General features: G+C 37.4%; 24 protein-coding genes. 20 read left to right on the top strand and 4 right to left on the bottom strand.

Going from position 1 to position 22,092, the window contains the following annotated elements; translation table 11 throughout:
• Positions 1–13 precede the first annotated feature (13 nt).
• The 3 genes from yaaA to dnaA all read right to left on the bottom strand — a co-directional run bounded on the left by yaaA (position 14) and on the right by dnaA (position 2,996).
• A complete protein-coding gene (gene yaaA / locus MMB68_RS19860) occupies positions 14–229 on the bottom strand; it encodes a S4 domain-containing protein YaaA (protein ID WP_013054822.1) in 216 nt (71 codons plus the stop codon).
• A gap of 100 nt (positions 230–329) precedes the next feature.
• Positions 330–1,466, bottom strand: a complete 1,137-nt coding sequence (gene dnaN, locus MMB68_RS19855) for a DNA polymerase III subunit beta (protein ID WP_013054821.1) — start codon at positions 1,464–1,466, stop codon at positions 330–332.
• A 186-nt stretch (positions 1,467–1,652) separates the two neighbouring features.
• The gene (gene dnaA / locus MMB68_RS19850; RefSeq protein WP_028409768.1) at positions 1,653–2,996 is read right to left on the bottom strand and encodes a chromosomal replication initiator protein DnaA; all 1,344 of its coding nucleotides are present in this window, start codon (positions 2,994–2,996) and stop codon (positions 1,653–1,655) included.
• Between the two features lie 754 nt (positions 2,997–3,750).
• On the opposite strand from dnaA, the gene rpmH reads away from it, so the two are divergent.
• From rpmH to MMB68_RS19800, 10 genes are all read left to right on the top strand, one after another.
• Positions 3,751–3,885, top strand: a complete 135-nt coding sequence (rpmH, locus tag MMB68_RS19845; protein WP_013059930.1) for a 50S ribosomal protein L34 — start codon at positions 3,751–3,753, stop codon at positions 3,883–3,885.
• Between the two features lie 110 nt (positions 3,886–3,995).
• Positions 3,996–4,349, top strand: coding sequence for a ribonuclease P protein component (gene rnpA / locus MMB68_RS19840; RefSeq protein WP_013059929.1), 354 nt, complete (start codon positions 3,996–3,998; stop codon positions 4,347–4,349).
• A gap of 115 nt (positions 4,350–4,464) precedes the next feature.
• Complete coding sequence (gene spoIIIJ, locus MMB68_RS19835) at positions 4,465–5,229, top strand: YidC family membrane integrase SpoIIIJ (protein ID WP_013085568.1); 765 nt, start codon at positions 4,465–4,467, stop codon at positions 5,227–5,229.
• Entirely contained in the window at positions 5,226–5,855 is a 630-nt protein-coding gene (gene jag, locus MMB68_RS19830; protein WP_221785925.1) for an RNA-binding cell elongation regulator Jag/EloR, read from the top strand. The genes spoIIIJ and jag overlap by 4 nt, the downstream gene beginning before the upstream one ends.
• Positions 5,856–6,163: 308 nt before the next feature.
• The gene (mnmE, locus tag MMB68_RS19825; RefSeq protein ID WP_013085566.1) at positions 6,164–7,552 is read left to right on the top strand and encodes a tRNA uridine-5-carboxymethylaminomethyl(34) synthesis GTPase MnmE; all 1,389 of its coding nucleotides are present in this window, start codon (positions 6,164–6,166) and stop codon (positions 7,550–7,552) included.
• Positions 7,553–7,574: 22 nt separating this feature from the next.
• Positions 7,575–9,464 carry a tRNA uridine-5-carboxymethylaminomethyl(34) synthesis enzyme MnmG gene (gene mnmG, locus MMB68_RS19820; RefSeq protein WP_013059925.1) on the top strand — a complete coding sequence of 630 codons (1,890 nt, stop codon included), beginning with the start codon at positions 7,575–7,577 and terminating at the stop codon, positions 9,462–9,464.
• A gap of 30 nt (positions 9,465–9,494) precedes the next feature.
• Positions 9,495–10,211 (top strand): 16S rRNA (guanine(527)-N(7))-methyltransferase RsmG, encoded by a 717-nt coding sequence (gene rsmG, locus MMB68_RS19815; protein ID WP_014457672.1) that lies wholly within the window; start codon positions 9,495–9,497, stop codon positions 10,209–10,211.
• A 135-nt stretch (positions 10,212–10,346) separates the two neighbouring features.
• Positions 10,347–11,222, top strand: a complete 876-nt coding sequence (noc, locus tag MMB68_RS19810) for a nucleoid occlusion protein (RefSeq protein WP_013059923.1) — start codon at positions 10,347–10,349, stop codon at positions 11,220–11,222.
• Positions 11,223–11,339: 117 nt separating this feature from the next.
• Positions 11,340–12,122: a ParA family protein gene (locus MMB68_RS19805; protein WP_028409764.1), complete on the top strand. Its 783-nt coding sequence runs from the start codon at positions 11,340–11,342 to the stop codon at positions 12,120–12,122.
• The gene (locus MMB68_RS19800; RefSeq protein WP_221785923.1) at positions 12,094–12,963 is read left to right on the top strand and encodes a ParB/RepB/Spo0J family partition protein; all 870 of its coding nucleotides are present in this window, start codon (positions 12,094–12,096) and stop codon (positions 12,961–12,963) included. The genes MMB68_RS19805 and MMB68_RS19800 overlap by 29 nt, the downstream gene beginning before the upstream one ends.
• Before the next feature lie 32 nt (positions 12,964–12,995).
• Here MMB68_RS19800 and yyaC read toward each other — a convergent pair whose 3' ends face one another.
• The gene (gene yyaC / locus MMB68_RS19795) at positions 12,996–13,616 is read right to left on the bottom strand and encodes a spore protease YyaC (protein ID WP_277448493.1); all 621 of its coding nucleotides are present in this window, start codon (positions 13,614–13,616) and stop codon (positions 12,996–12,998) included.
• An 86-nt stretch (positions 13,617–13,702) separates the two neighbouring features.
• Here yyaC and MMB68_RS19790 point away from each other — a divergent pair, with 86 nt between their 5' ends.
• From MMB68_RS19790 to rplI, 10 genes are all read left to right on the top strand, one after another.
• Positions 13,703–14,716 carry a YkvI family membrane protein gene (locus tag MMB68_RS19790; RefSeq protein WP_277448492.1) on the top strand — a complete coding sequence of 338 codons (1,014 nt, stop codon included), beginning with the start codon at positions 13,703–13,705 and terminating at the stop codon, positions 14,714–14,716.
• Positions 14,717–14,783: 67 nt separating this feature from the next.
• Complete coding sequence (locus MMB68_RS19785; protein ID WP_116741587.1) at positions 14,784–15,677, top strand: mechanosensitive ion channel family protein; 894 nt, start codon at positions 14,784–14,786, stop codon at positions 15,675–15,677.
• A gap of 14 nt (positions 15,678–15,691) precedes the next feature.
• A complete protein-coding gene (locus tag MMB68_RS19780; RefSeq protein WP_013059917.1) occupies positions 15,692–15,889 on the top strand; it encodes a DUF951 domain-containing protein in 198 nt (65 codons plus the stop codon).
• 170 nt (positions 15,890–16,059) lie between these two features.
• The gene (ychF, locus tag MMB68_RS19775) at positions 16,060–17,160 is read left to right on the top strand and encodes a redox-regulated ATPase YchF (RefSeq protein WP_014457678.1); all 1,101 of its coding nucleotides are present in this window, start codon (positions 16,060–16,062) and stop codon (positions 17,158–17,160) included.
• A 189-nt stretch (positions 17,161–17,349) separates the two neighbouring features.
• The gene (gene rpsF / locus MMB68_RS19770; RefSeq protein WP_013059915.1) at positions 17,350–17,637 is read left to right on the top strand and encodes a 30S ribosomal protein S6; all 288 of its coding nucleotides are present in this window, start codon (positions 17,350–17,352) and stop codon (positions 17,635–17,637) included.
• 48 nt (positions 17,638–17,685) lie between these two features.
• On the top strand, positions 17,686–18,186 hold the full coding sequence (gene ssb, locus MMB68_RS19765) for a single-stranded DNA-binding protein (RefSeq protein WP_013059914.1): 501 nt from the start codon (positions 17,686–17,688) through the stop codon (positions 18,184–18,186).
• Between the two features lie 66 nt (positions 18,187–18,252).
• On the top strand, positions 18,253–18,492 hold the full coding sequence (gene rpsR, locus MMB68_RS19760; RefSeq protein ID WP_013059913.1) for a 30S ribosomal protein S18: 240 nt from the start codon (positions 18,253–18,255) through the stop codon (positions 18,490–18,492).
• Positions 18,493–18,630: 138 nt separating this feature from the next.
• Complete coding sequence (locus MMB68_RS19755) at positions 18,631–19,575, top strand: YybS family protein (RefSeq protein WP_221785921.1); 945 nt, start codon at positions 18,631–18,633, stop codon at positions 19,573–19,575.
• A 36-nt stretch (positions 19,576–19,611) separates the two neighbouring features.
• A complete protein-coding gene (locus MMB68_RS19750; protein ID WP_028409759.1) occupies positions 19,612–21,585 on the top strand; it encodes a DHH family phosphoesterase in 1,974 nt (657 codons plus the stop codon).
• The gene (gene rplI / locus MMB68_RS19745) at positions 21,582–22,031 is read left to right on the top strand and encodes a 50S ribosomal protein L9 (RefSeq protein WP_221785920.1); all 450 of its coding nucleotides are present in this window, start codon (positions 21,582–21,584) and stop codon (positions 22,029–22,031) included. Before MMB68_RS19750 ends, rplI begins: the two co-directional genes overlap by 4 nt.
• Positions 22,032–22,092: the final 61 nt, after the last annotated feature.

Here is a 22,092-nt window from a genome sequence, read left to right as displayed (position 1 = left end):
CGTTTCACCAACTTTAAGTAATAACAACAAATGATCCTGCAGCCGGTATATCCACTTCGTCATTTGCATATAATTTACGTCCGCGGCGCTCTTCTAGCTCCCCGTTCACATATACTTCGTGCTCACTTAAAAACCATTTTACCATTCCACCTGTTTGAATGACGTCTGCTAGTTTTAAAAACTGGCCAAGCGTAATGTATTCAGTTGAAATTTTAACCTCTGTTTTCATGCGACTCTCTCACTTTCTAATGATGTATCTCTATTTTACTAAATAATTCTCCCTGAGAAAAGAAAGCTACTAGTACGGCATGCTAGTAGCTTTCTGAGATTTAATATGTTCGCACTGGTAAAATCAGCTGTAGCATTGAATCATCCTCTAATGTTCGAATGACAAATGGACGCATCGCACCAGTGAAGTTAATTTTGATATCTGTTCCTTCGAGCGCTTTTAATGCGTCTAACATATATTTTGCGCTAAAAGAAATTTTTAATTCTTCTCCTGAGATAGACTGACTTTGTACCTCTTCAATTACTTTTCCGATTTCAGGAGAGTTAGAAGAGATTTCAACAATTCCTTCATCCAGCGTAGATAGTTTTACTACGTTGTTTCTTCCTTCACGAGCTAATAAAGAAGCGCGGTCAATCGATTGCAAGAATTCTTTTACGTTCAATATAACATCCGTTTTACTATCAGCTGGGATCAATCTTGAAGTATCAGGATAATTTCCGTCCAATAATCTTGAGAAAAATAGTAAATGTTTTGTTTTAAATAATACTTGATTTTCCGTAATAACAATGTCTACTAATTCATGAGAATCATCAAGGATCTTACTGAATTCACTTAAACTTTTACCTGGAATAACCACATTATACGTTGCTTCATTTCCAGTTTCAATGGTCGCTTTTCGCAAAGCTAGACGGTGACTGTCAGTGGCAATGCACGTTAATTCTTTGCCATCGACCTTCCAGTTTACACCTGTCAAGATAGGTCGTGTTTCTGAGGTGGACACTGCAAAGACAGTTTGTCGAATCATGTTTTTTAATAAGTCTGTCGGTAATCTAAACATGTTGTTTTCTTCGATCTGTGGCAAATGAGGATACTCTTCTGCATCTAAACCATTTAAGTTAAATTCAGCTTTTCCTGAACGAATGATTGTTAAAAAGTGACTTTGGACGTCTAATTCTACAATGTCTTTAGGAAGCTTTTTGACGATTTCACTAAAGAAACGAGCTGGGAGAACCACGCTTCCTGGTTTTTGGATATCAACAATCTCTTTTCCTTCTTCTTCGTTTGGAATAAACGATTCAATTGAAATGTCGGAATCACTTCCGGTTAAGGTAACACCTTCTTCAGTCGCTACAATTTTAATCCCCGTTAAAATTGGAATTGTTGTTCTAGAAGATACAGCTTTCATAACATCTTGAACGCTTTGAACTAGATAGTCTTTCTGTATGATGAATTTCATAATAATTAATCCTCCTTAAAAGTAGGTTTAAAAGCTTATTATTTATTATATTTTAAGATAGTAGTAGTAATAGGGGCTGTGGAAATGTGGATAACCCCCAAAAACGTGAGAACACAGCCTATCCACATGTGGACAGACTGTGTACAATCCTAACTCACTTATACACAAAATACAAGTAAAAAAAGCCTATATTTTTAGTGATTCACTTATTTCTTTAATTTGTTTTTGTAGGTCAGTATCTGTTTGAACAAGTTTTGAGATTTTTTCATGGGCATGGATGACAGTAGTATGGTCTCGCCCGCCAAACTCTTCTCCAATTTTAGGAAGCGAAAAATCCGTTAGTTCGCGAGAAAGGTACATGGCAATTTGTCTAGGAAACGCTACTGACTTTGTGCGTTTCTTCGCTTTGAAATCATCTAATTTTATATTAAATTCTTGTCCAACAATCTGTTGGATGTCTTGAATCGTAATAACCCTAGGTTTTGAACTAGGAATGATATCTTTTAATGCTTCTGCTGCTAAATCAGCGTTTATATCTTTATTAATTAGTGAAGAATAAGCTACTACACGAATAAGTGCTCCTTCTAATTCTCTAATATTTGAATCAATCTGATTGGCGATATAAAGCATAACTTCATTTGGAATAACTAAGCCGTCCGCTTTGGCTTTTTTTCGTAAAATAGCAATTCGTGTTTCCAAATCTGGTGGTGTGATGTCTGTAATAAGGCCCCATTCAAAGCGAGAGCGAAGTCGGTCTTCAAGTGTAGGAATTTCTTTTGGCGGTCGATCACTTGAGATGACAATCTGCTTGCTTTCTTCGTGAAGCGTATTAAACGTATGGAAAAATTCTTCTTGTGTCTGCTCTTTACCTGCTAAGAATTGAATATCATCAATTAGTAAAACATCTACATTACGGTATTTGTTGCGGAATTCTACTGCTTTATTATCACGAATAGAGTTAATAAACTCATTTGTAAATTTTTCAGATGATAAGTACACGACTTTAGCGGCAGGATTATGATCTAACACATAGTGGCCTATGGCGTGCATTAAGTGTGTTTTGCCTAATCCTACTCCCCCGTAAATAAAAAGCGGATTATAGGCTTTAGCCGGCGCTTCTGCTACTGCTAAAGAAGCTGCATGCGCAAACCGATTTCCAGATCCGATAACAAATGTATCAAAGGTATACTTCGAATTTAGCATGCTTTGAGGAAATTCTGATCCTTCGTCTTTATTGACTTTCTTTTTAGGAGTTTGAATATCAAATTCTTCCTCTGCCTGGTTAGGAGGAATAATAAATTTCACATCTAACTCTTCCCCCGTAAGATCGTAAAGTGTTTCAGCAATCAAATTAGAATACCTAGATTCTAACCAGTCCCGTGCAAAATCATTAGGCGCAGTAATAATGAGCGTGTCTCCTTGTAAAGCGTGAGCTTTTGTCGATTTGAGCCAGGTTTCAAAACTAGGTTTGCTTAATTTTTTTTCAATTTGATCTAAAGCTCTATTCCATAAATCATGAATGTTTTCCAACGAGCAATCCCTCCTTTTTCTAGCTTTTATGCACTCTGTACAACCCTTGTACAACCTGTACAAAACCTTATGCATAAAAAATTTATATTTATACAATTGCTATTATGTGGGTAAATATATATTATAGAAGAAAGCCGACTATTCGACAGATTCCACATGGTGTGGATAACTTTATACAGTGATAGTGGAAATGATGTCCACAAGTTGTCCACAGTTTGTGGATAAAAACCAACTGTGGAAAAGTAATTAAGAGTGAAAACAAAAATATAATATCAAAGAATTCGGCATGATGCAATGAATTTTCGAAACTTATCCACAATCACTACACCTTGTGGAGAAAAGTTTTCCACAACACAAGATAGTGTGCATGAGTTGTCGATAAGGAATGGAAAAGTAGAAAAATGTCGAAAAAACTTATCCACAAAGGTTTAAGAGCAGAATTTGAATAAAAAAGAGGCTTTTTATAACATTTATTGTTGTAGTTTTGTTCAGTAACGATGCGATCGCAGCTGCTAGAGAAAGAAAAAGTGATGAAAAGGAAAAATTTTTTCTTTAATAAATCAATGAATTTTATTGATTAGGTATAGACAATTGGGCTATAAAGATATTAGAATGAAGAAGATTGAGTAAAACAGATAATGAAACCAAGAGATTGAAAATTTTATTTTTTAAATAACATTGACATCTTCTTAGTCTTTTCATTATAATTGCAAGGACTGTCTTTTTCAGTTATTCCTCGAGGAGGTGTTTATAGATGAAAAGAACTTACCAACCAAACAAACGTAAGCACAGTAAAGTACACGGTTTCCGCGCTCGTATGAGCTCAGCGAATGGACGTAAAGTTTTAGCTCGTCGTCGTCGTAAAGGAAGAAAAGTATTATCAGCATAATAGACCACTGACGCCAGTGGTCTTTTTTCGCTTTATAAGGCTAAAATCACCTCTGTTCCTGTAGGGACTACATAAGAGCATGACCTGAAAAAGGGCAGGAGTTGTTAAAAATGAAAAAAAGATATCGTATAAAAAAGAATGATGAATTTCAAACAGTTTTTAAAAAGGGCAAGTCCGTAGCGAATCGCCAATTTGTCTTGTATGTTCTAGACAAACCGGATCAAGAACATTTCCGCGTAGGATTCTCCGTGGGCAAAAAGATTGGAAATGCCGTGACGCGTAATCGAGTTAAGCGCCTTGCTAAACAAATTATGTTTGAATTCACACCGTATTTAAAGCAAGACAAAGATTATATTGTAATTGCAAGGCAGCCTGCTGCAACAATGAGCTATGAAGAAATTAAAAGCAGCTTGCAGCATGTCTTTAAGCGTGGCAAATTACTTACACATAGACAAAACGATTAATAAACAATAGAAGAAAAGCCTTTAATAGCTGTTGTTTTTCTACCGCATCCTTATATAATGGATTTTGACGCACTTTCAGAATTGAAAGGTGAACATGTAGAAGGAGGAAAAACAGGTGAAGAAGAAGTTGTTTTTAGGAATAACGCTTATCTTTCTATTAACTGTTTTAGCGGGTTGTACGGAAATTAACCAACCTATTACAGATGATAGTAAAGGTTTTTGGAATGAGTATGTTGTGTATCCGCTGTCATTAGTCATTACGTATCTGGCGGAGGTATTTAAAAGCTATGGAGTTGCGATCATCGTTGTCACAATCCTGATTCGCTTACTTATTCTACCGCTTATGATTAAACAGATGAGAAATACGAAAGCAATGCAGACACTTCAGCCCGAAATGCAGAAGTTAAAGGAGAAATACAGTTCAAAAGATGCCCAGACGCAGCAGCAATTGCAGAAAGAAACGATGGCATTATTCCAAACTTACGGAGTAAATCCTTTAGCTGGGTGCTTTCCAATTCTAATTCAAATGCCCATTCTTATTGGGATTTTCCACGCGATTACACGAACGTCGGAAATCGCAAACAACAGCTTTTTATGGTTTGATTTAGGTGCGCGTGATCCGCTATTTATCTTACCAATTGTCGCAGGAATCACAACGTTTATTCAGCAAAAGATGATGATGGCCGGAAATGCAAATCAAAATCCTCAAATGGCTATGATGCTTTGGGTTATGCCGATCATGATTGTGGTTTTTGCAATCAATTTTCCAGCTGCCTTATCTCTTTATTGGGTAGTGGGAAATCTATTTATGATTATTCAAACCTACTTCATTAAAGGGCCAGACTTAAAACAAGCGAATATTGAAGGGGTTAAAAAATGAACGAAATCACAATTACGGCCCAGACGATTGAAGCTGCTGTTCAAGAAGCATTAGATGCTTTAGAAGTAGAGCGAAATCAAACAAATGTAGAAATAATTGAACCAGGAAAAAAAGGATTTTTAGGAATCTTTAAGGGAAAACCCTCAGTTGTAAAAGTTACAAAAATAGTTGACCCTGTAGAGGAAGCGGTTCATTTTATTACAAATGTTAGCCGTGAAATGGGGATTTCGATTCATACGAACGTCAAAAAAACCTCGAGAAACTGCATAATTGAGATTAGTAGCGATTCAGCGGGAATGTTGATTGGAAAACATGGACAAACCCTTAATGCGCTCCAGCTTCTCACACAATTGGTAGCTAATCGATACAGTCAACAATTTTTAAATGTTGTATTAAATCCAGAAGGCTACCGGGAAAAACGAAAAGAAATGGTCGAAAAACTGGCATTAAAAATAGCTAATCAGGCAATTAAAACGAATCGATCTGTTCAACTAGAACCAATGCCTTCTCATGAAAGAAAAATGATTCACCAAGCGTTAGCTAAAAATTCTTTAGTTGAAACACAATCCGTTGGCAAAGAACCCAAAAGAAGTATTTTGGTTCAGCCAGTTGCCAAAAAGCACTAGCAAAATAAGCTAGTGCTTTTTTATGTGCTTATTTTTATCGATCCAGCGTTCAAAAAAATCAGGATGCATACGTTGTTATTCACATGTGGATAAGTTAAAATAGTACATACTGCCTGTTTTTCTTGCTGTGCATAACAGAAGAACGTTAGAGATGTTCCAAATCGGTGAATTGTGGTATTCTATTTATTTGGTTCATACAAATCATGGGCCTTAAAATAGATGTTTTTGTTCGTGGAAAATTGTTAACGATGATAGTATATAACATCGTTTAAAATAAAAGGTTTATAAAATGAAATGAGGTGAAGTTGGTGTTAGATTTTGATACAATTGCGGCTATTTCTACACCAATGGGAGAAGGAGCTATTGCCATCGTCCGCCTGAGTGGTGAAGAAGCGATTACGATTGCAGATCGTATCTTTAAAAGCGTTTCGAATAAACGATTAACAGACGTAGCTTCTCATACCATTCACTACGGTCATATCGTAGATCCCAAGACAGAGCAAGTCGTTGAAGAAGTGATGCTTTCCATTATGAAAGGTCCCAAGACATTTACTAGAGAAGACATTATTGAAATTAACTGTCATGGAGGAATTGTATCCGTTAATCGTGTGCTGCAGTTAGTTATTGCAAATGGTGCCCGTTTAGCTGAGCCGGGTGAGTTTACAAAACGAGCATTTTTAAATGGTCGAGTAGACTTATCACAAGCAGAAGCTGTCATGGATTTAATTCGTGCCAAAACAGATAAAGCGATGAATATGGCGATTGGCCAAATGGAAGGGCGTTTGTCCAAGCTAGTACGTCATTTACGGCAGGAAATTCTCGAAACACTTGCCCACGTAGAAGTAAACATTGACTACCCAGAATATGACGATGTAGAGGAAATGACTCACCAAGTATTGATTGAAAAAGCTTCAAATGTACGCCAAGAAATTGATAAGCTTCTTCAAACCTCTCATCAAGGGAAAATTTTAAGAGAAGGATTGGCTACGGTTATTATTGGGCGTCCTAATGTAGGGAAATCTTCTCTTCTAAATAGTTTAGTGCAAGATGCAAAGGCCATTGTCACAGACATTCCTGGAACGACGCGAGATGTAATCGAAGAGTACGTCAATGTGCGAGGAGTTCCTCTGCGATTAGTTGATACAGCTGGAATTCGTGAAACAGAAGATATTGTAGAACGAATTGGTGTAGAACGTTCTCGTCAGTATTTGAAAGAAGCAGATTTAATTTTGCTTGTGTTGAATTTTAATGAAGAACTAACGGACGAAGATAAAAAGCTATTTGAAGCTGTAAAAGGCATGGACGTTATCGTGATTGTGAATAAAACAGATCTTGAGCAAAAAATTAATCTAGAGGAAGTGCAGCAATTTGCTGGTGATCATCCAATAGTGACGACTTCGCTTCTTCAAGAACAAGGAGTAGATCAGCTTGAAGAAGCAATCGCAGCTCTTTTCTTTGGAGGAACAATTGAATCTCAAGATTTAACATATTTATCTAATACGAGACATATTGCGCTTTTAACGCAAGCAAGAGGAGCTATCGATGAGGCCATCACAGGTATTGAAAGTGGTGTTCCAATCGATATTGTCCAAATTGATTTAACAAGAACGTGGGAACTATTAGGTGAAATTATTGGTGATGCTGTTCACGAAAGCTTAATTGATCAGTTGTTCTCTCAATTCTGTTTAGGAAAATAGATTATTAAAGGAGGCTACTATTATGCAATATGAAGGTGGACAATATGACGTTATTGTCATTGGAGCAGGTCATGCAGGTTGTGAAGCGGCACTTGCTTCTGCGCGTATGGGTGCTAAAACGTTAACCTTGACCATTAATTTAGACATGGTGGCGTTTATGCCCTGCAACCCTTCTGTAGGCGGTCCTGCAAAAGGTATTGTAGTACGTGAAATTGATGCTCTTGGCGGAGAAATGGGTAGAAATATCGATAAAACTCATATTCAAATGAGAATGTTAAACACAGGAAAAGGTCCAGCCGTTCGAGCACTTAGAGCTCAAGCGGATAAATTTGCTTATCAGCATGAAATGAAAAAAACGTTAGAAAATGAAGAAAATCTAACGCTTATGCAAGGCATGGTAGAACAGTTAATCGTAGAAGACGGTGTATGTACGGGCGTTGTCACTCAAACGGGAGCTGTATATAAAGCTAAAACAGTTGTTATTACGACAGGGACATTCTTACGCGGGGAAATTATTTTAGGTGAACTAAAATATTCAAGCGGTCCTAATAATCAACAACCAGCTATTAAGCTTTCTGAACACTTAGAGGAGTTAGGACTGGATATGGTCCGTTTTAAAACAGGAACTCCACCTCGTGTTAATAGCTCAACTATTGATTACAGCAAAACGGAGATTCAGCCTGGGGATGATGTACCTCGTGCTTTCTCATATGAAACAACACAGTACATTACAGATCAACTGCCTTGCTGGCTAACATATACAAGTGAACAAACTCATCAAATTATTGATGATAACCTCCACTTATCTCCTATGTATTCTGGGATGATTAAAGGCACTGGACCACGCTACTGTCCATCTATTGAAGATAAGGTTGTGCGCTTTAATGATAAACCGCGTCACCAAATTTTCTTAGAGCCAGAAGGACGAAATACGCAAGAAGTATATGTTCAAGGGCTATCAACGAGCCTTCCTGAGCACGTACAGCGTCAAATGCTTGCGACAATTCCTGGTCTTGAAAAAGTCCAAATGATGCGTGCGGGCTATGCTATTGAATATGATGCAATTGTTCCGACTCAGTTATGGCCAACGCTTGAAACGAAGAAAATTAAAAATCTTTATACGGCTGGACAAATTAACGGAACATCTGGTTATGAAGAAGCTGCAGGCCAAGGTCTTCTTGCTGGAATTAACGCGGGAAGAAGAGCGCTGGAACAAGAAGAAGTCATCTTAGGACGTTCTGATGCTTATATCGGTGTATTGGTAGACGATTTAGTAACAAAAGGAACAAATGAACCGTATCGTCTACTAACGTCTCGTGCAGAATATCGTTTATTGCTTCGTCACGATAACGCTGACTTACGCCTTACTGAAATTGGTCGTGAACTAGGATTAATCAGCGATGAGCGCTATGCTAAATTTGAACAAAAGAAAGCGGAAATCGAGCAAGAGAAGAAACGTCTTTTCTCCTTTATAATTAAGCCGAATGAAGCTGTTCAACAACTGATTAAAGAAGCTGGCGGCAGTGAATTAAAAGATGGCATTCGTGCGACAGATTTACTTCGCCGTCCTGAAATGACATATACTCATATTCATCAATTAGCACCAGCTGATGAGACGGTAGATCCTGAAGTAGCTGAACAAGTAGAAATCCAGGTGAAATACGAAGGATATATTCAGAAATCACTTCAGCAAGTTGAACGTTTGAAGAAGTTAGAAAACAAAAAGATTCCTGATTATATCGATTATGATGCAATTAACGGTTTAGCTACAGAAGCACGTCAAAAATTAAACCAAGTGCGTCCACTAACGGTAGCGCAAGCTTCACGTATTTCGGGAGTCAACCCAGCTGATATTTCAATCTTGCTTGTTTATATTGAACAAGGGCGCATCGCTAAAGTATCAAATGATTAAAACTCTTAGGCGCGAAGAAAGGGAAACTCAATGAATATTCAACAGTTTCAACAGCTATTAGAAGAAAAGGGAATTTCTCTTTCTTCTAAACAGCTGAATCAATTTGAAAAGTATTATCAAGTTTTAGTGGAATGGAACGAAAAAATGAATTTAACTGCTATCACTGATCACGGTGAAGTGTATGAAAAGCATTTTTACGATTCTATTTCAGCTGCTTTTTTTCAAGACTTTACAGAAATTGAATCCATGTGTGATGTAGGTGCAGGAGCAGGATTTCCAAGTATTCCGATCAAAATTTGCTTCCCGCATTTGCATGTAACAATCGTTGATTCGTTACAAAAGCGTATTACGTTTTTAACGCATCTTGTAAATGAGCTTGAACTAGACAATGTCACACTATGTCATGATCGAGCTGAAACATTTGGTAAAAAAGAAACGATTCGCGAGTCATTCGATCTTGTAACGGCAAGAGCCGTGGCACGTATCTCGGTTCTCAATGAATTTTGCTTACCGCTTGTTAAAGAACAAGGACGCTTTTTAGCAATGAAAGGTGCTTCTGCCCCTGAGGAATTAAAAAATGGAGAAAAATCATTCCAAGTATTAGGTGGAAAAGTGAATTCGATTGAACATTTCCAATTGCCTTTGGAGCAAAGTGAACGTTACATTATTTTAATAGACAAAATAAAGAAAACGCCTAAAAAATATCCTAGAAAACCTGGTACCCCAGTTAAGCTTCCACTAGAGTAGGCATTAAATAGATAGAGAAGAAAATGTTTCATATGAAACATTTTCTTCTCTATATTTTCTGTTTAGAAAGCAGGATATGATTAAAAAACATCGAATTAGTTTAAGGCGGGATTTTCCTGAAGGTGGTGTGGGACTATGAAATCTGCTTTTTCACGTTTTTTTAATTTAAAAGAAAAAGATGAGGATATTCATGTAGAGATTGAAACTGTCCAAGATGAAAATGTCGAAAAAGTTTTAAGAGATGAAGTAAAACAAATTAGGGTTTCAAGTATTATTCCGAATCGTTATCAGCCGCGTACTGTGTTTAATGAAGCAAAAATTGAAGAGCTAGCTCTTACTATTCATACACACGGTATTATTCAACCTATTGTGGTTCGACCGACTGAGGGCGAAGAATACGAATTAATTGCTGGAGAACGCCGGTGGAGAGCTGTACAAAGCTTAGGGTGGGATACGGTTCCTGCAATTGTGAAACATTTTAACGATACAGAAACGGCCTCTGTGGCTTTAATAGAAAACTTACAACGTGAAGAGCTAACGGCTGTCGAAGAAGCACTAGCCTACGCAAAGTTAATTGAGTTACATAATCTTACCCAAGAGGCATTAGCTCAACGTTTAGGAAAAGGCCAATCCACAATTGCAAACAAGCTTCGTTTGTTAAAGCTTCCTGTTGAAATACAAGAAGCAATCAAACAAAAATTGATTACAGAGCGACATGCAAGAGCGCTCATTCCCCTCAAAAATCAAGAAAAACAACTTCAAGTATTAGCTGAGATTATTGAAAAACAATTAAATGTAAAACAAACGGAAGATCGAGTAGTTAAATTGTTAGAAACGCAGGTTAAAAAGCCAAAAGCAAAAAGAAAAGCGTTTAGTAAAGATACGCGTATCGCAATGAATACAATTCGTCAATCCTTGACAATGGTTAGTGACAGCGGTATTTCATTAAACACGGAAGAAGAAGAGTTTGATGAATATTTTCAGTTTACTATTAAGATTCCGAAAAAATAAAGAAATAGCCCTCATCTTTTTTTGATGAGGCTTTTTTATCAAAGTTTTTCGTCAGAAAATTCAACGAACAATTAAACTGTCTGGACAAATGGGATGGAAATGAAAGTAGGTGACAACATGGGGAAAATTGTGGCAGTTGCGAATCAAAAAGGCGGAGTTGGAAAAACAACAACCGCTGTTAATTTAGGAGCATGTTTAGCTGAACAAGGAAAAAAGGTTCTACTTGTAGACGGAGATCCCCAGGGTAACGCTACGAGTGGAGTTGGTATAGATAAAGCAGATGTAGATGAATGTATTTATAATGTAATCGTGGAAGATATGGAAGCTAAGAACGTTGTTCGTTCAACAGCCGTCGAAAATTTATCAATCATTCCAGCGACCATTCAATTAGCTGGTGCAGAAATTGAATTAGTGTCGACTATTTCACGTGAAGTTCGACTTAAGAGAGCTTTAGAAACGGTGAAAGATCACTTTGATTATGTTATTATTGATTGTCCCCCTTCTCTTGGTTTACTGACATTAAATGCGTTAACGGCAGCTGATTCTGTTTTAATACCTGTACAGTGTGAATATTATGCGCTTGAAGGGTTAAGTCAATTGCTAAATACCGTTAGATTAGTCCAAAAACATTTGAATAATCAACTGCGCATCGAAGGTGTATTGCTGACTATGCTTGACGCACGCACAAATTTAGGACTGCAGGTAACAGCAGAAGTAAAGAAGTACTTTCAGGATCGCGTTTATCAAACGATTATTCCTCGAAATGTTCGTTTGAGCGAAGCACCTAGTCATGGTGAACCAATTATCTTATATGATGCAAGATCTAGAGGGGCCGCAGTTTATACGGAACTTGCAAAGGAAGTGATTTATAATGGCGAAAGGATTAGGGAAAGGAATTAATGCCTTATTTTCAGGCTTAGATGCACAGGCTGATGATTCAATTCAGGAAGTTGCTATTCACGAACTCAGACCCAACCCCTATCAACCACGTAAAACGTTTAATAAAGAAGCAATTAATGAGTTAAAGCAATCCATTTTACATCATGGCATCTTACAGCCTATTGTAGCTCGCAAAAGCATTAAAGGCTATGAAATCTTAGCGGGTGAAAGACGATTTAGAGCTGCTAAAGAAGCCGACCTTGCTACTGTTCCTGTCATTATAAAAGACTTTTCAGAAAAGCAAATGATGGAACTAGCTTTGTTAGAGAATTTACAGCGTGAAGATTTGACGCCAATTGAAGAAGCAACTGCTTATCAATTGCTTATGGATAAGCTCGATATGACACAGGAACAACTTGCTACACGACTGGGAAAAAGCCGACCTCATATTGCTAACTATGTTCGCCTCTTGCAACTGCCTGAGGAAATTCAAACCCTCATTTCTACTAATGAATTGTCTATGGGCCATGGGCGTACGCTAGTCGGTTTAAAAAATAAAGCGCTTCTACCTAAAGTCGTTGAAAAAATACGCAAGGAACAATTAAATGTTAGACAGTTAGAGGCTTATATTGCCCACTTAAATAAAGCCGTTCCACGTGAAACATCAAAAACTAAAAAAGATAAAGATTTATTTATAAAACAAAGTGAATCACAGCTTCGTGAACGTTTTGGTACCTCCGTTCACATTACACAAAGTAAGAAAAAAGGAAAAATTGAAATCGAATTTTTCTCTAAAGAAGATTTAAACCGTCTTCTTGAATTATTTAACGATCTTTCTCAGACTAATAAATCTTCTGTATAAAAAAGGTTGTCCTAGTTTTAGGACAACCTTTTTTATTGTTTATATTGTCTTACCGTTTGGTAAACCGAAGAATTATTAAACTCTTTCTCTCGTTCGTTGTGCGCAGTCTCAATACTTCTCGCAATTAAATCGGCAATGCACATAACGAGGTGAAGCCTCGTATTTTGCAAGACAAAAAACTCCATAAATCCGCTCACGTTGACAACCCCTGTTATATGAATATCTCCGACTGGCGGCAATTCTTTATTAACACCTGCTCCAGGTTTGACGGGCCCAACGGCAAGTGATGCAGAGCCTACACTTTTCATACGACCTAAGCAAGCATCAATTCCAATAATAAAAGGATTTGGAAAAAGCTTTTGAATATGTTTTAACGTTTCTTTCAAATTAACAGCATGAACAGGCTCTTCTAACGTTCCAAAAATGTGAAAAGATGAAACTTTTTTTTCGTTCAGTTTCGTTCCGACTAATGGACCCAATGAGTCCCCAGTTGAACGGTCCGTTCCAATACATACAAAAACAATTGGTCTGTCTTTCTGTGCTGGAAGTAAAGATAGTAACTGTGTACTCAGCTTCTTTGTAGCAGATTCTTCATCATGAAATACGCGGGTTGAATGTTGTGTCTTCTCAAAGAAGGGAGATTTTAAATTCATAGGGTCCACTCCTTATACATAATAGTAACAGTATACGAAGATTTTGAAGATTCTATACATATATTTCATGGATTGGGGGAAAATCGATGTGGAGAGCCGGGTGTAAATGGATATTCTTAATTATGGGAACCATGATAGGCGCTGGATATGCTTCAGGGAGAGAGCTATGGCAGTTTTTTGGCGAAGAAAGCGGACTTGCTATTTTTCTATTTTCTATTATTTTTGCGATTTCTTGCAATGTAATTATGCAAATCAGCTATCGCTACCGAACCAATCAATTTTACCCAGTACTAATTGAATTAATAGGAAAGAGATGGGCTGCAGCCTACGATGTTTTAATCGTTTTTTATTTGTTCACGACGACGGTAATTATGATCGCGGGCGGCGGGGCGACATTGGAAATGTGGCATGTTCCTTACTGGTGGGGAATTGGCGCTCTTAGTGCGTTAATCGTTTTTGTTTTTTCAAGAGGATTAAACGGGCTTCTTTCTATCAATTCTTTCGTTATGCCAATCTTAATGATTGGACTAGCTGGGGTACTTCTTACATTTATTTTACGTCATCCTGGAGCAAATGATTGGCATCTTCAGCATAATTGGCCTGCTGCTTTTACCTTTACGGCTTTAAATATTCTTCCTCTTGTCGCGGTATTATCTACAATTGGAAAGGAAATTAAAAGCAAAAAAGAGATTTATATTGCAAGCGTTGGCAGTGGTTTTTTATTAGGAGGGCTCTCCTTTATTTATAATGAATCGCTTATTCAAGTTTCAGGCCTTCTTTCTTCTTATGAAATTCCATTATTCGCTATTCTTAAAGATTTTCCTTATATAATGCTGTTTTTAATGAGCATTGTTTTGCTTATCGCAATTTATACAACAGCTGTATCGGGAATCTTAGGACTGACCGCGCGTTTTCATACTGAAAAGGTACAATCTCTTTGGAAACTGGCAGCCTGCTGGCTACTTTTAATGATTCCCTTTACAAAGGTAGGTTTTTCTACTTTGATTGCCGTTTTGTATCCAATGTATGGAATCGTCAATTTATTTTTAGTAACAGCCGTTCTATTGTATCCATTTCGAAATCGCTACAAAAGTTCGTAGAAACTTGCTACAATAGATTAAAACTTTCTCGTATGTAGATTATGTTACGATAGGAGCTACATGTAGTATGAATTCGCTGAAGTCAGTTTTTAAGAACGTGTTTGAGCCATTTTTTCAAGAAGAAACGTGGGCACATATTGGAGAGGGATTTATAAAAATTCTGTTGATTCTACTTATTTCCATGTTTTTAATTCGGATTGGAAAGCAAGCGTTAAATAAATTTGTAGAGGTTCGCACAAATAGTCCTCTGCGTATTTCTGAGCGACGAGAAGCTACGATGGTCCGTTTGCTTCAAAATATTTTTTCTTATGCTATTTATTTCGTTGCGGGAGTTATGATTTTAGAAACATTATCGGTAGATGTCCGTGGATTGCTAGCGGGGGCTGGAATTGTAGGGCTCGCGGTAGGGTTTGGTGCTCAAAACTTAGTGAAAGACATCATCACGGGGTTTTTTATTATCTTTGAAGATCAGTTCTCCGTTGGCGATTATGTTCGAGTAGGAACATTTGAGGGAACTGTGGAAGAAATTGGTTTGCGAACCACAAAAATTAAGAGTTGGACAGGCGAAATTAATATTTTGCCCAATGGCAGTATTGTGGAGGTCACTAATTTTTCGTTACATAACAGCGTAGCTTTCGTTGATGTAAGCATTTCTTATGAAGAAAACATACAAAAAGCAGAACAAGTAATTTTAGATTTGTTAGAAGAATTGCCAAGTCGCTATGAAGATATGGTTAAAACGCCTGAATTGCTGGGTGTTCAAAATATTCATGCAACTGAAGTCACGATGAGGATTACCAGCGAAGTAAAACCAATGAGGCATTTCCACATTTCCCGTATGATTCGTAAAGAAGTGCGTACAAGGTTAAATGAACATGGTATTGAAGTTCCATTTCCTCGTATGGTTATGTATAATCGTACAGAAGAAGCACAGCATTCGTCGACGTTGAAAGGGAAATAAGGAGGAGAGAGCTGATGACGGAAAAAGAATTTGGTTTAAATGACGTTGTGGAAATGAAAAAACCTCATCCTTGCGGTACAAATGAATGGAAAATCATTCGAATGGGAATGGATATCCGCATTAAATGTGAAGGCTGCGGCCACAGCGTAATGATTCCAAGACGTGATTTTGCACGTAAAATGAAAAAAATTCTTGTAAAGCATGAGGAATAACCTCATGCATTTTCTATGTTTATGCCTTATACTGTAAGGTGGGACAAAATGAAGTATCTTAACATGATGCGACTAAAGGTTCTTTATTAAACTTGTATTTCAAAAGTTGACTCACTATAATTGTGACAGGTTAACTTGTTTCGGATATATAAAGAGGAGTGAATAAATATATGGCTTTAACAGCTGGAATTGTTGGTCTTCCGAACGTTGGAAAATCAACATTATTTAATGCAATTACACAAGCGGGCGCAGAATCTGCGAACTATCCTTTCTGTACGATTGATCCTAACGTGGGTATTGTAGAAGTACCTGATCATCGTCTTCAAAAACTTACAGAGCTTGTAAAACCTAAAAAAACAATTCCAACAGCATTTGAATTCACAGATATCGCTGGAATCGTAAAAGGTGCTAGTAAAGGTGAAGGTCTTGGAAACAAATTCTTATCTCATATTCGAGAAGTAGATGCAATTTGTCACGTTGTACGTTGTTTTGAAGATGAAAACATCACGCACGTTTCAGGAAAAGTAGACCCTATTTCAGATATTGAAACAATTAATTTAGAATTAATTTTAGCGGATTTAGAAACGGTAGAGAAGCGTATCGGCCGTGTTCAAAAAATGGCTAAACAAAAAGATAAAGAAGCAATGTATGAATACGAAGTTCTAGAGAAACTAAAGAATGCATTTGAAAGTGATCAGCCAGCTCGTGCTGTATCATTTACAGAAGAACAAATGAAGTTAGTAAAACAATTTCACTTGCTAACGATCAAACCTATTCTTTATGTAGCAAACGTTTCTGAAGACGAAGTAGCCGATGCATCTGCTAACGAATATGTAGCAAAGGTGCGTGAGTATGCGGCAAGTGAAGGCGCAGAAGTAATTGTTGTTTGCGCACGCATTGAATCTGAAATTGCTGAACTTGAAGGAGAAGAAAAAGCAATGTTCCTTGAAGAACTAGGTATTGAACAGTCAGGTTTAGATCAGCTTGTACGTGCAGCTTATGACTTACTTGGATTAGCTACGTACTTTACAGCTGGTGAGCAAGAAGTACGCGCATGGACGTTCACACAAGGCATGAAAGCTCCTGAGTGTGCAGGTATTATTCATACAGATTTTGAACGTGGATTTATTCGTGCGGAAACAGTATCATACGAGGACTTATTAGCTGCCAAAACAATGGGAGCAGCTCGTGAAGCTGGAAAAGTACGTTTAGAAGGAAAAGAATACATCGTAAAAGACGGAGACGTTATGCATTTCCGCTTTAACGTATAAGATTAAAAGCCGAAAGAAGATATCTTCTTTCGGCTTTTGTCGTTGGCGAAAATATTAGCATATATTTACGAAACAGCCCGCGATGCGTATTGCTTTGCCTATGGTAGTGTGCTATAATTTTAATTCGTGAGTAATATTTTATTGCTCCTTGCCCGTTTCGGGCCGTTAGACCAAAAGGAGGTGACAGTGATGAGAAAGTATGAAGTAATGTACATCATCCGTCCAAGCATTGATGACGAAGCAAAGAAAGCATTAGTTGAGCGCTTCAACGGCGTATTAACTGATAATGGTGCTGAAATCGCAAATGTTAAAGAATGGGGTAAACGTCGTTTAGCATACGAAATCAATGATTTCCGTGACGGTTACTACATGATTCTTGACGTGGCGGCTACTTCAGAAGCAGTTTCTGAATTTGATCGTCTTGCGAAAATCAACGAAGACATTATCCGTCATATCGTTGTTAAACAAGAAGCATAATTAAACGTTTAAATAAATTGGGTTTTATTTCCTTAAGGAGTGGTTCTGATGATGAATCGCGTAATTCTCGTAGGACGCTTAACCAAAGATCCTGAATTACGTTATACCCCGAGTGGAGCAGCGGTTGCAACATTCACTTTAGCGGTAAACCGCACATTTACAAATCAGCAAGGTGAACGTGAAGCTGACTTCATCAACTGTGTTGTATGGCGTCGTCAGGCTGAAAATGCAGCCAATTTCCTTAAAAAAGGAAGTTTAGCTGGTGTTGATGGTCGACTACAATCTCGCAGTTACGAAGGACAAGACGGTCGTCGTGTATACGTAACGGAAGTTGTAGCGGAAAGTGTGCAATTTTTAGAGCCGAAAAGTGGCGGTGGGGATACGCAACGCAGTAACTTTGCTAACACTGGAGGATCTGGACAAGGCTCTCCATTTGGAGATAATCAGAACCGTAACTCAGGTAATCAAGGTTATACTCGCGTTGATGATGATCCATTTGCAAATAATGGCGAGACAATTGACATTTCTGATGACGATTTACCGTTTTAATTCGCAGTAGATTATCCGGAGTATAAAATTTTATAGAAACTTTTAAGCGGAAGGAGGCGTATCAAAATGGCAGGTGGACGTAAAGGTGGACGCAACAGACGTCGTAAAGTTTGTTTCTTCACAGCAAACGGCATCACTCACATCGATTACAAAGATGTAGATATGCTTAAAAAATTCGTTTCAGAGCGTGGTAAAATTTTACCTCGTCGTGTAACTGGAACAAGCGCTAAATACCAACGTAAATTAACGATCGCTATCAAACGCGCTCGTCAAATGGCATTATTACCATATGTTTCTGGTGAATAATGAACGGTATAAAAAGAGGCAGTAAGGGAATCCTTACTGCCTCTTTTTACATTACATAGGTGCTCTTTTGCCAAATAGTTGCTTCTTATGAATTGAATCGATAAAATAAATAATAGTCTATATCAACGAGGTGAAGTTGTGAAAGGAATTCGATATATTACAGAAGGAGCAGCTCTGTTAGCGCTGTTTGTGGCGCTTTTGCTTTTTTCACTATACATACCTGTTGTAGGAGCCATTTTTCAACTAGCGCTAGCTGTTCCGTTTATTGTGTATACCGTTCGTCATGGGTGGAAAAAGGCAATATTATTTTTGGTAGTAGGGTTGTTATTGACTTTGTTATTTGGAAATGTATTGACTCTTCCTTTTACATTTGTATTTGGTATTGGTGGATTAGCAATAGGAATGCTTTACCGACAAAAACAAAAAAGGTATACCATTTTACTAGGCGGCACGGTTGCATTTAGTTTAGGTTTACTTTTATTGTTCGTAGGAGCAAATGTCATTTTTAATGTTAATTTAATGGAGCAAATAAATAATGCTTTAGATCAATCGATTAATCAAAGTATTGAAATGATGAAAAGTTTAGGACAAGACGTTAAGGAATCTCAAATTGACCAAATGAGAGATGCATTTGATATGTTTAAAAATCTGTTGCCTCTATTAATTGTTATGGGTGGAGTTATTCTGGCCTTTTTCTCTCAGCTTATTTCTACGCCTATTCTTAAAAGAACAGGTTATGAGGTGCAAGCATTCCCGCCTTTTCGTGAATTTAAACTTCCTAAAAGTATTCTATGGTATTATTTGATTGCATTAATCTTATCCTTCCCATCTTTTAATATTGAACAAGGTACATTTATGTACGTAGCTATTATCAACATCGTGATGGGACTGCAAATGCTAGTAGTGTTACAAGGAATCTCTTTTATTTTCTATTTCTCACATCAAAAAGGGTATGCCAAAGCAATTCCAATTGTTGTAACAATTTTAGCATTAATTATTCCAATTATCCTTCAAATTGTGCGCATCTTAGGTATAATTGATTTAGGATTTAATTTAAGAAAACAATTAGACACAAAAAAGTAGATATTGTGGAACTTAAAAAAGTAGGAGCTGAAATGGATGCCTGTCTTTACAAAAAAGAACGTTATTCGCTATCCATTTTACTCATTGTATAGTATAGCTCTGATTTTAGTAGGTATCGTGACCTATCATAATTGGATCATAGGAATGATAGGCTTTATATTACTATTAGCCTGTCTTTTTCTATACATGAGAATGGAGCGAATGCTGTCCGATGAGTTTGAAACCTATATTTCAATGCTGTCTCATCGGCTGAAAAAAGTAGGCGAAGAGGCGTTAATGGAAATGCCGATTGGGATTATGCTGTTTAATGATGAATATCAAATTGAATGGACCAATCCTTTTCTAGCATCTTGTCTCGGTGAAGACACACTAGTGGGAAGATCATTATACGATGTAGCCGAAAGTATTATTCCACTGATCAAACAAGAAGTGGAAACAGAAGTTGTCACGTTGCATGATCGGAAATTTAAAGTGGTGATTAAACGAGACGAGCGCTTACTGTACTTCTTTGATATTACAGAGCAAATAGAAATCGAAAAATTGTATGAAGAAGAACGAACAAGTTTAGGTATTATCTTTTTAGATAATTATGATGAACTAACGCAAGGAATGGATGATCAAGTTAAAAGTAACTTGAATAGCCAAGTAACCTCTATGTTAAATAGTTGGGCTCAAGAATACGGTATTTTTATTAAACGTACGTCTTCCGAGAAATTTATTGCGATTATGAATGAACAAATCTTAATTCATTTAGAGCGAAGCAAATTTTCTATCTTAGACCAAGTTCGAGAAGAGACGTCTAAACAAAATATACCGCTTACATTGAGCATTGGTATCGGAGCTGGTGCTGCTGATTTACCTGAGCTGGGTGCTTTAGCTCAATCTAGCTTGGATTTGGCCTTAGGTCGAGGCGGAGATCAAGTAGCGATTAAACAGCCGAATGGAAAAGTGAAATTCTTTGGGGGCAAGACAAACCCAATGGAAAAACGGACGCGCGTGCGTGCAAGAGTTATTTCTCACGCGTTAAAAGAACTCATTACAGAGAGTGGAAAAGTGATTATCATGGGTCATAAGTATCCGGATATGGATGCTGTAGGAGCTGCTATTGGAATATTAAAAGTAGCCCAAGTAAATCAGAAAGACGGTTTTATCGTATTAGATCCTGATCATATCGATACAGGTGTTCAGCGAATGCTAGAAGAAATTAAAAAGAAAGAAGGCCTGTGGGAGCGATTTATTACGCCTGAAGAAGCCTTAAATCTTGTAAGTGATGATACTCTTTTAGTAGTAGTAGATACGCACAAGCCGTCCATGGTTATTGAAGAAAGATTATTACATCGTATTGAAAATGTCGTGGTCATTGATCATCATAGACGAGGAGAAGATTTTATTGAAGATCCTCTTCTTGTCTATATGGAGCCATATGCTTCCTCGACAGCAGAACTCGTTACTGAGCTTCTTGAATACCAGCCAAAACGATTTAAAATTGATATGCTAGAAGCAACGGCACTTTTAGCCGGTATTATTGTCGATACAAAAAGCTTTACATTACGTACGGGATCTCGTACGTTTGATGCAGCGTCCTTTTTACGTTCTCAAGGCGCAGATACGGTTCTTGTTCAAAAGTTTTTAAAAGAAGATATTACGCAATATGTACAGCGAGCACGCTTTATTGAACATGCAGAGATTTATACAGCAGGTATTGCCATTTCACGAGCCGAACCAAACAAAATGTATGATCAAGTGTTAATTGCGCAAGCTGCAGATACGCTGCTTTCAATCAGCGGAGTGGTTGCTTCGTTTGTTATTTCTAAGCGGCGGGATAATCTAATTGGTATTAGTGCTAGATCGCTTGGAGATATCAATGTACAAGTTATTATGGAAAGTCTCCAAGGCGGAGGCCACTTAACGAATGCTGCTACTCAGCTCCAAGACATTAGTTTGGATGAAGCTGAAGAACGGCTTAAACAAGCAATTGATGAGTACTTAGATGGAGGTAAAAAATCATGAAAGTAATTTTCTTAAAAGATGTAAAAGGAAAAGGTAAAAAAGGTGAAGTGAAAAATGTTTCAGATGGTTACGCACATAACTTCTTATTAAAAAATGGTTATGCTGTTGAAGCTACAGGCGGTAATGTGAAGGTATTAGAAGCACAAAAAAATAGAGAGCAAAAAGATGCAGCTGCAGAACTTCAAGCAAACAAAGAGTTAAAAGCAACTCTTGAAGAACTAACAGTTGAATTAAAAGCAAAATCTGGTGAAGGCGGCCGTTTATTCGGTTCTATCACAAGCAAACAAATTGCTGAAGAATTAAAGAAAAAGCACAACATTAAAGTAGATAAGCGTAAAATTGAATTAAATGATGCAATTCGCGCATTAGGCTACACAAATGTACCGGTTAAATTACATCCGGAAGTAACGGCTACGGTAAAGGTACACGTGACTGAACTAAAATAAACGTACGATTGAAAAATAGGTAAATAATATAAAGGGTTGGCGCGGACTTGTATTTGTTCGC

It is taken from the genome of Priestia sp. Y58 (assembly GCF_029522095.1).
Lineage (GTDB): Bacteria > Bacillota > Bacilli > Bacillales > Bacillaceae_H > Priestia > Priestia megaterium_E.
The sequence above is the reverse complement of the archived record's forward strand: the minus strand, read 5'-3'. Positions and strand labels throughout refer to the sequence as shown.

Bases quoted from the DNA above. Each gene is read 5' to 3' on its own strand.
- rplI (WP_221785920.1), top strand. From the start codon at position 21,582: ATGAAAGTAATTTTCTTAAAAGATGTAAAAGGAAAAGGTAAAAAAGGT.
- MMB68_RS19780 (WP_013059917.1), top strand. From the start codon at position 15,692: ATGACGGAAAAAGAATTTGGTTTAAATGACGTTGTGGAAATGAAAAAA.
- MMB68_RS19805 (WP_028409764.1), top strand. From the start codon at position 11,340: ATGGGGAAAATTGTGGCAGTTGCGAATCAAAAAGGCGGAGTTGGAAAA.
- yyaC (WP_277448493.1), bottom strand. From the start codon at position 13,616: ATGAATTTAAAATCTCCCTTCTTTGAGAAGACACAACATTCAACCCGC.
- jag (WP_221785925.1), top strand. From the start codon at position 5,226: ATGAACGAAATCACAATTACGGCCCAGACGATTGAAGCTGCTGTTCAA.
- MMB68_RS19785 (WP_116741587.1), top strand. From the start codon at position 14,784: ATGAATTCGCTGAAGTCAGTTTTTAAGAACGTGTTTGAGCCATTTTTT.
- MMB68_RS19750 (WP_028409759.1), top strand. From the start codon at position 19,612: ATGCCTGTCTTTACAAAAAAGAACGTTATTCGCTATCCATTTTACTCA.
- rpsF (WP_013059915.1), top strand. From the start codon at position 17,350: ATGAGAAAGTATGAAGTAATGTACATCATCCGTCCAAGCATTGATGAC.
- MMB68_RS19800 (WP_221785923.1), top strand. From the start codon at position 12,094: ATGGCGAAAGGATTAGGGAAAGGAATTAATGCCTTATTTTCAGGCTTA.
- rsmG (WP_014457672.1), top strand. From the start codon at position 9,495: ATGAATATTCAACAGTTTCAACAGCTATTAGAAGAAAAGGGAATTTCT.
- rpmH (WP_013059930.1), top strand. From the start codon at position 3,751: ATGAAAAGAACTTACCAACCAAACAAACGTAAGCACAGTAAAGTACAC.
- yaaA (WP_013054822.1), bottom strand. From the start codon at position 229: ATGAAAACAGAGGTTAAAATTTCAACTGAATACATTACGCTTGGCCAG.
- MMB68_RS19790 (WP_277448492.1), top strand. From the start codon at position 13,703: ATGTGGAGAGCCGGGTGTAAATGGATATTCTTAATTATGGGAACCATG.
- ychF (WP_014457678.1), top strand. From the start codon at position 16,060: ATGGCTTTAACAGCTGGAATTGTTGGTCTTCCGAACGTTGGAAAATCA.
- rpsR (WP_013059913.1), top strand. From the start codon at position 18,253: ATGGCAGGTGGACGTAAAGGTGGACGCAACAGACGTCGTAAAGTTTGT.
- ssb (WP_013059914.1), top strand. From the start codon at position 17,686: ATGATGAATCGCGTAATTCTCGTAGGACGCTTAACCAAAGATCCTGAA.
- noc (WP_013059923.1), top strand. From the start codon at position 10,347: ATGAAATCTGCTTTTTCACGTTTTTTTAATTTAAAAGAAAAAGATGAG.
- dnaN (WP_013054821.1), bottom strand. From the start codon at position 1,466: ATGAAATTCATCATACAGAAAGACTATCTAGTTCAAAGCGTTCAAGAT.
- rnpA (WP_013059929.1), top strand. From the start codon at position 3,996: ATGAAAAAAAGATATCGTATAAAAAAGAATGATGAATTTCAAACAGTT.
- mnmG (WP_013059925.1), top strand. From the start codon at position 7,575: ATGCAATATGAAGGTGGACAATATGACGTTATTGTCATTGGAGCAGGT.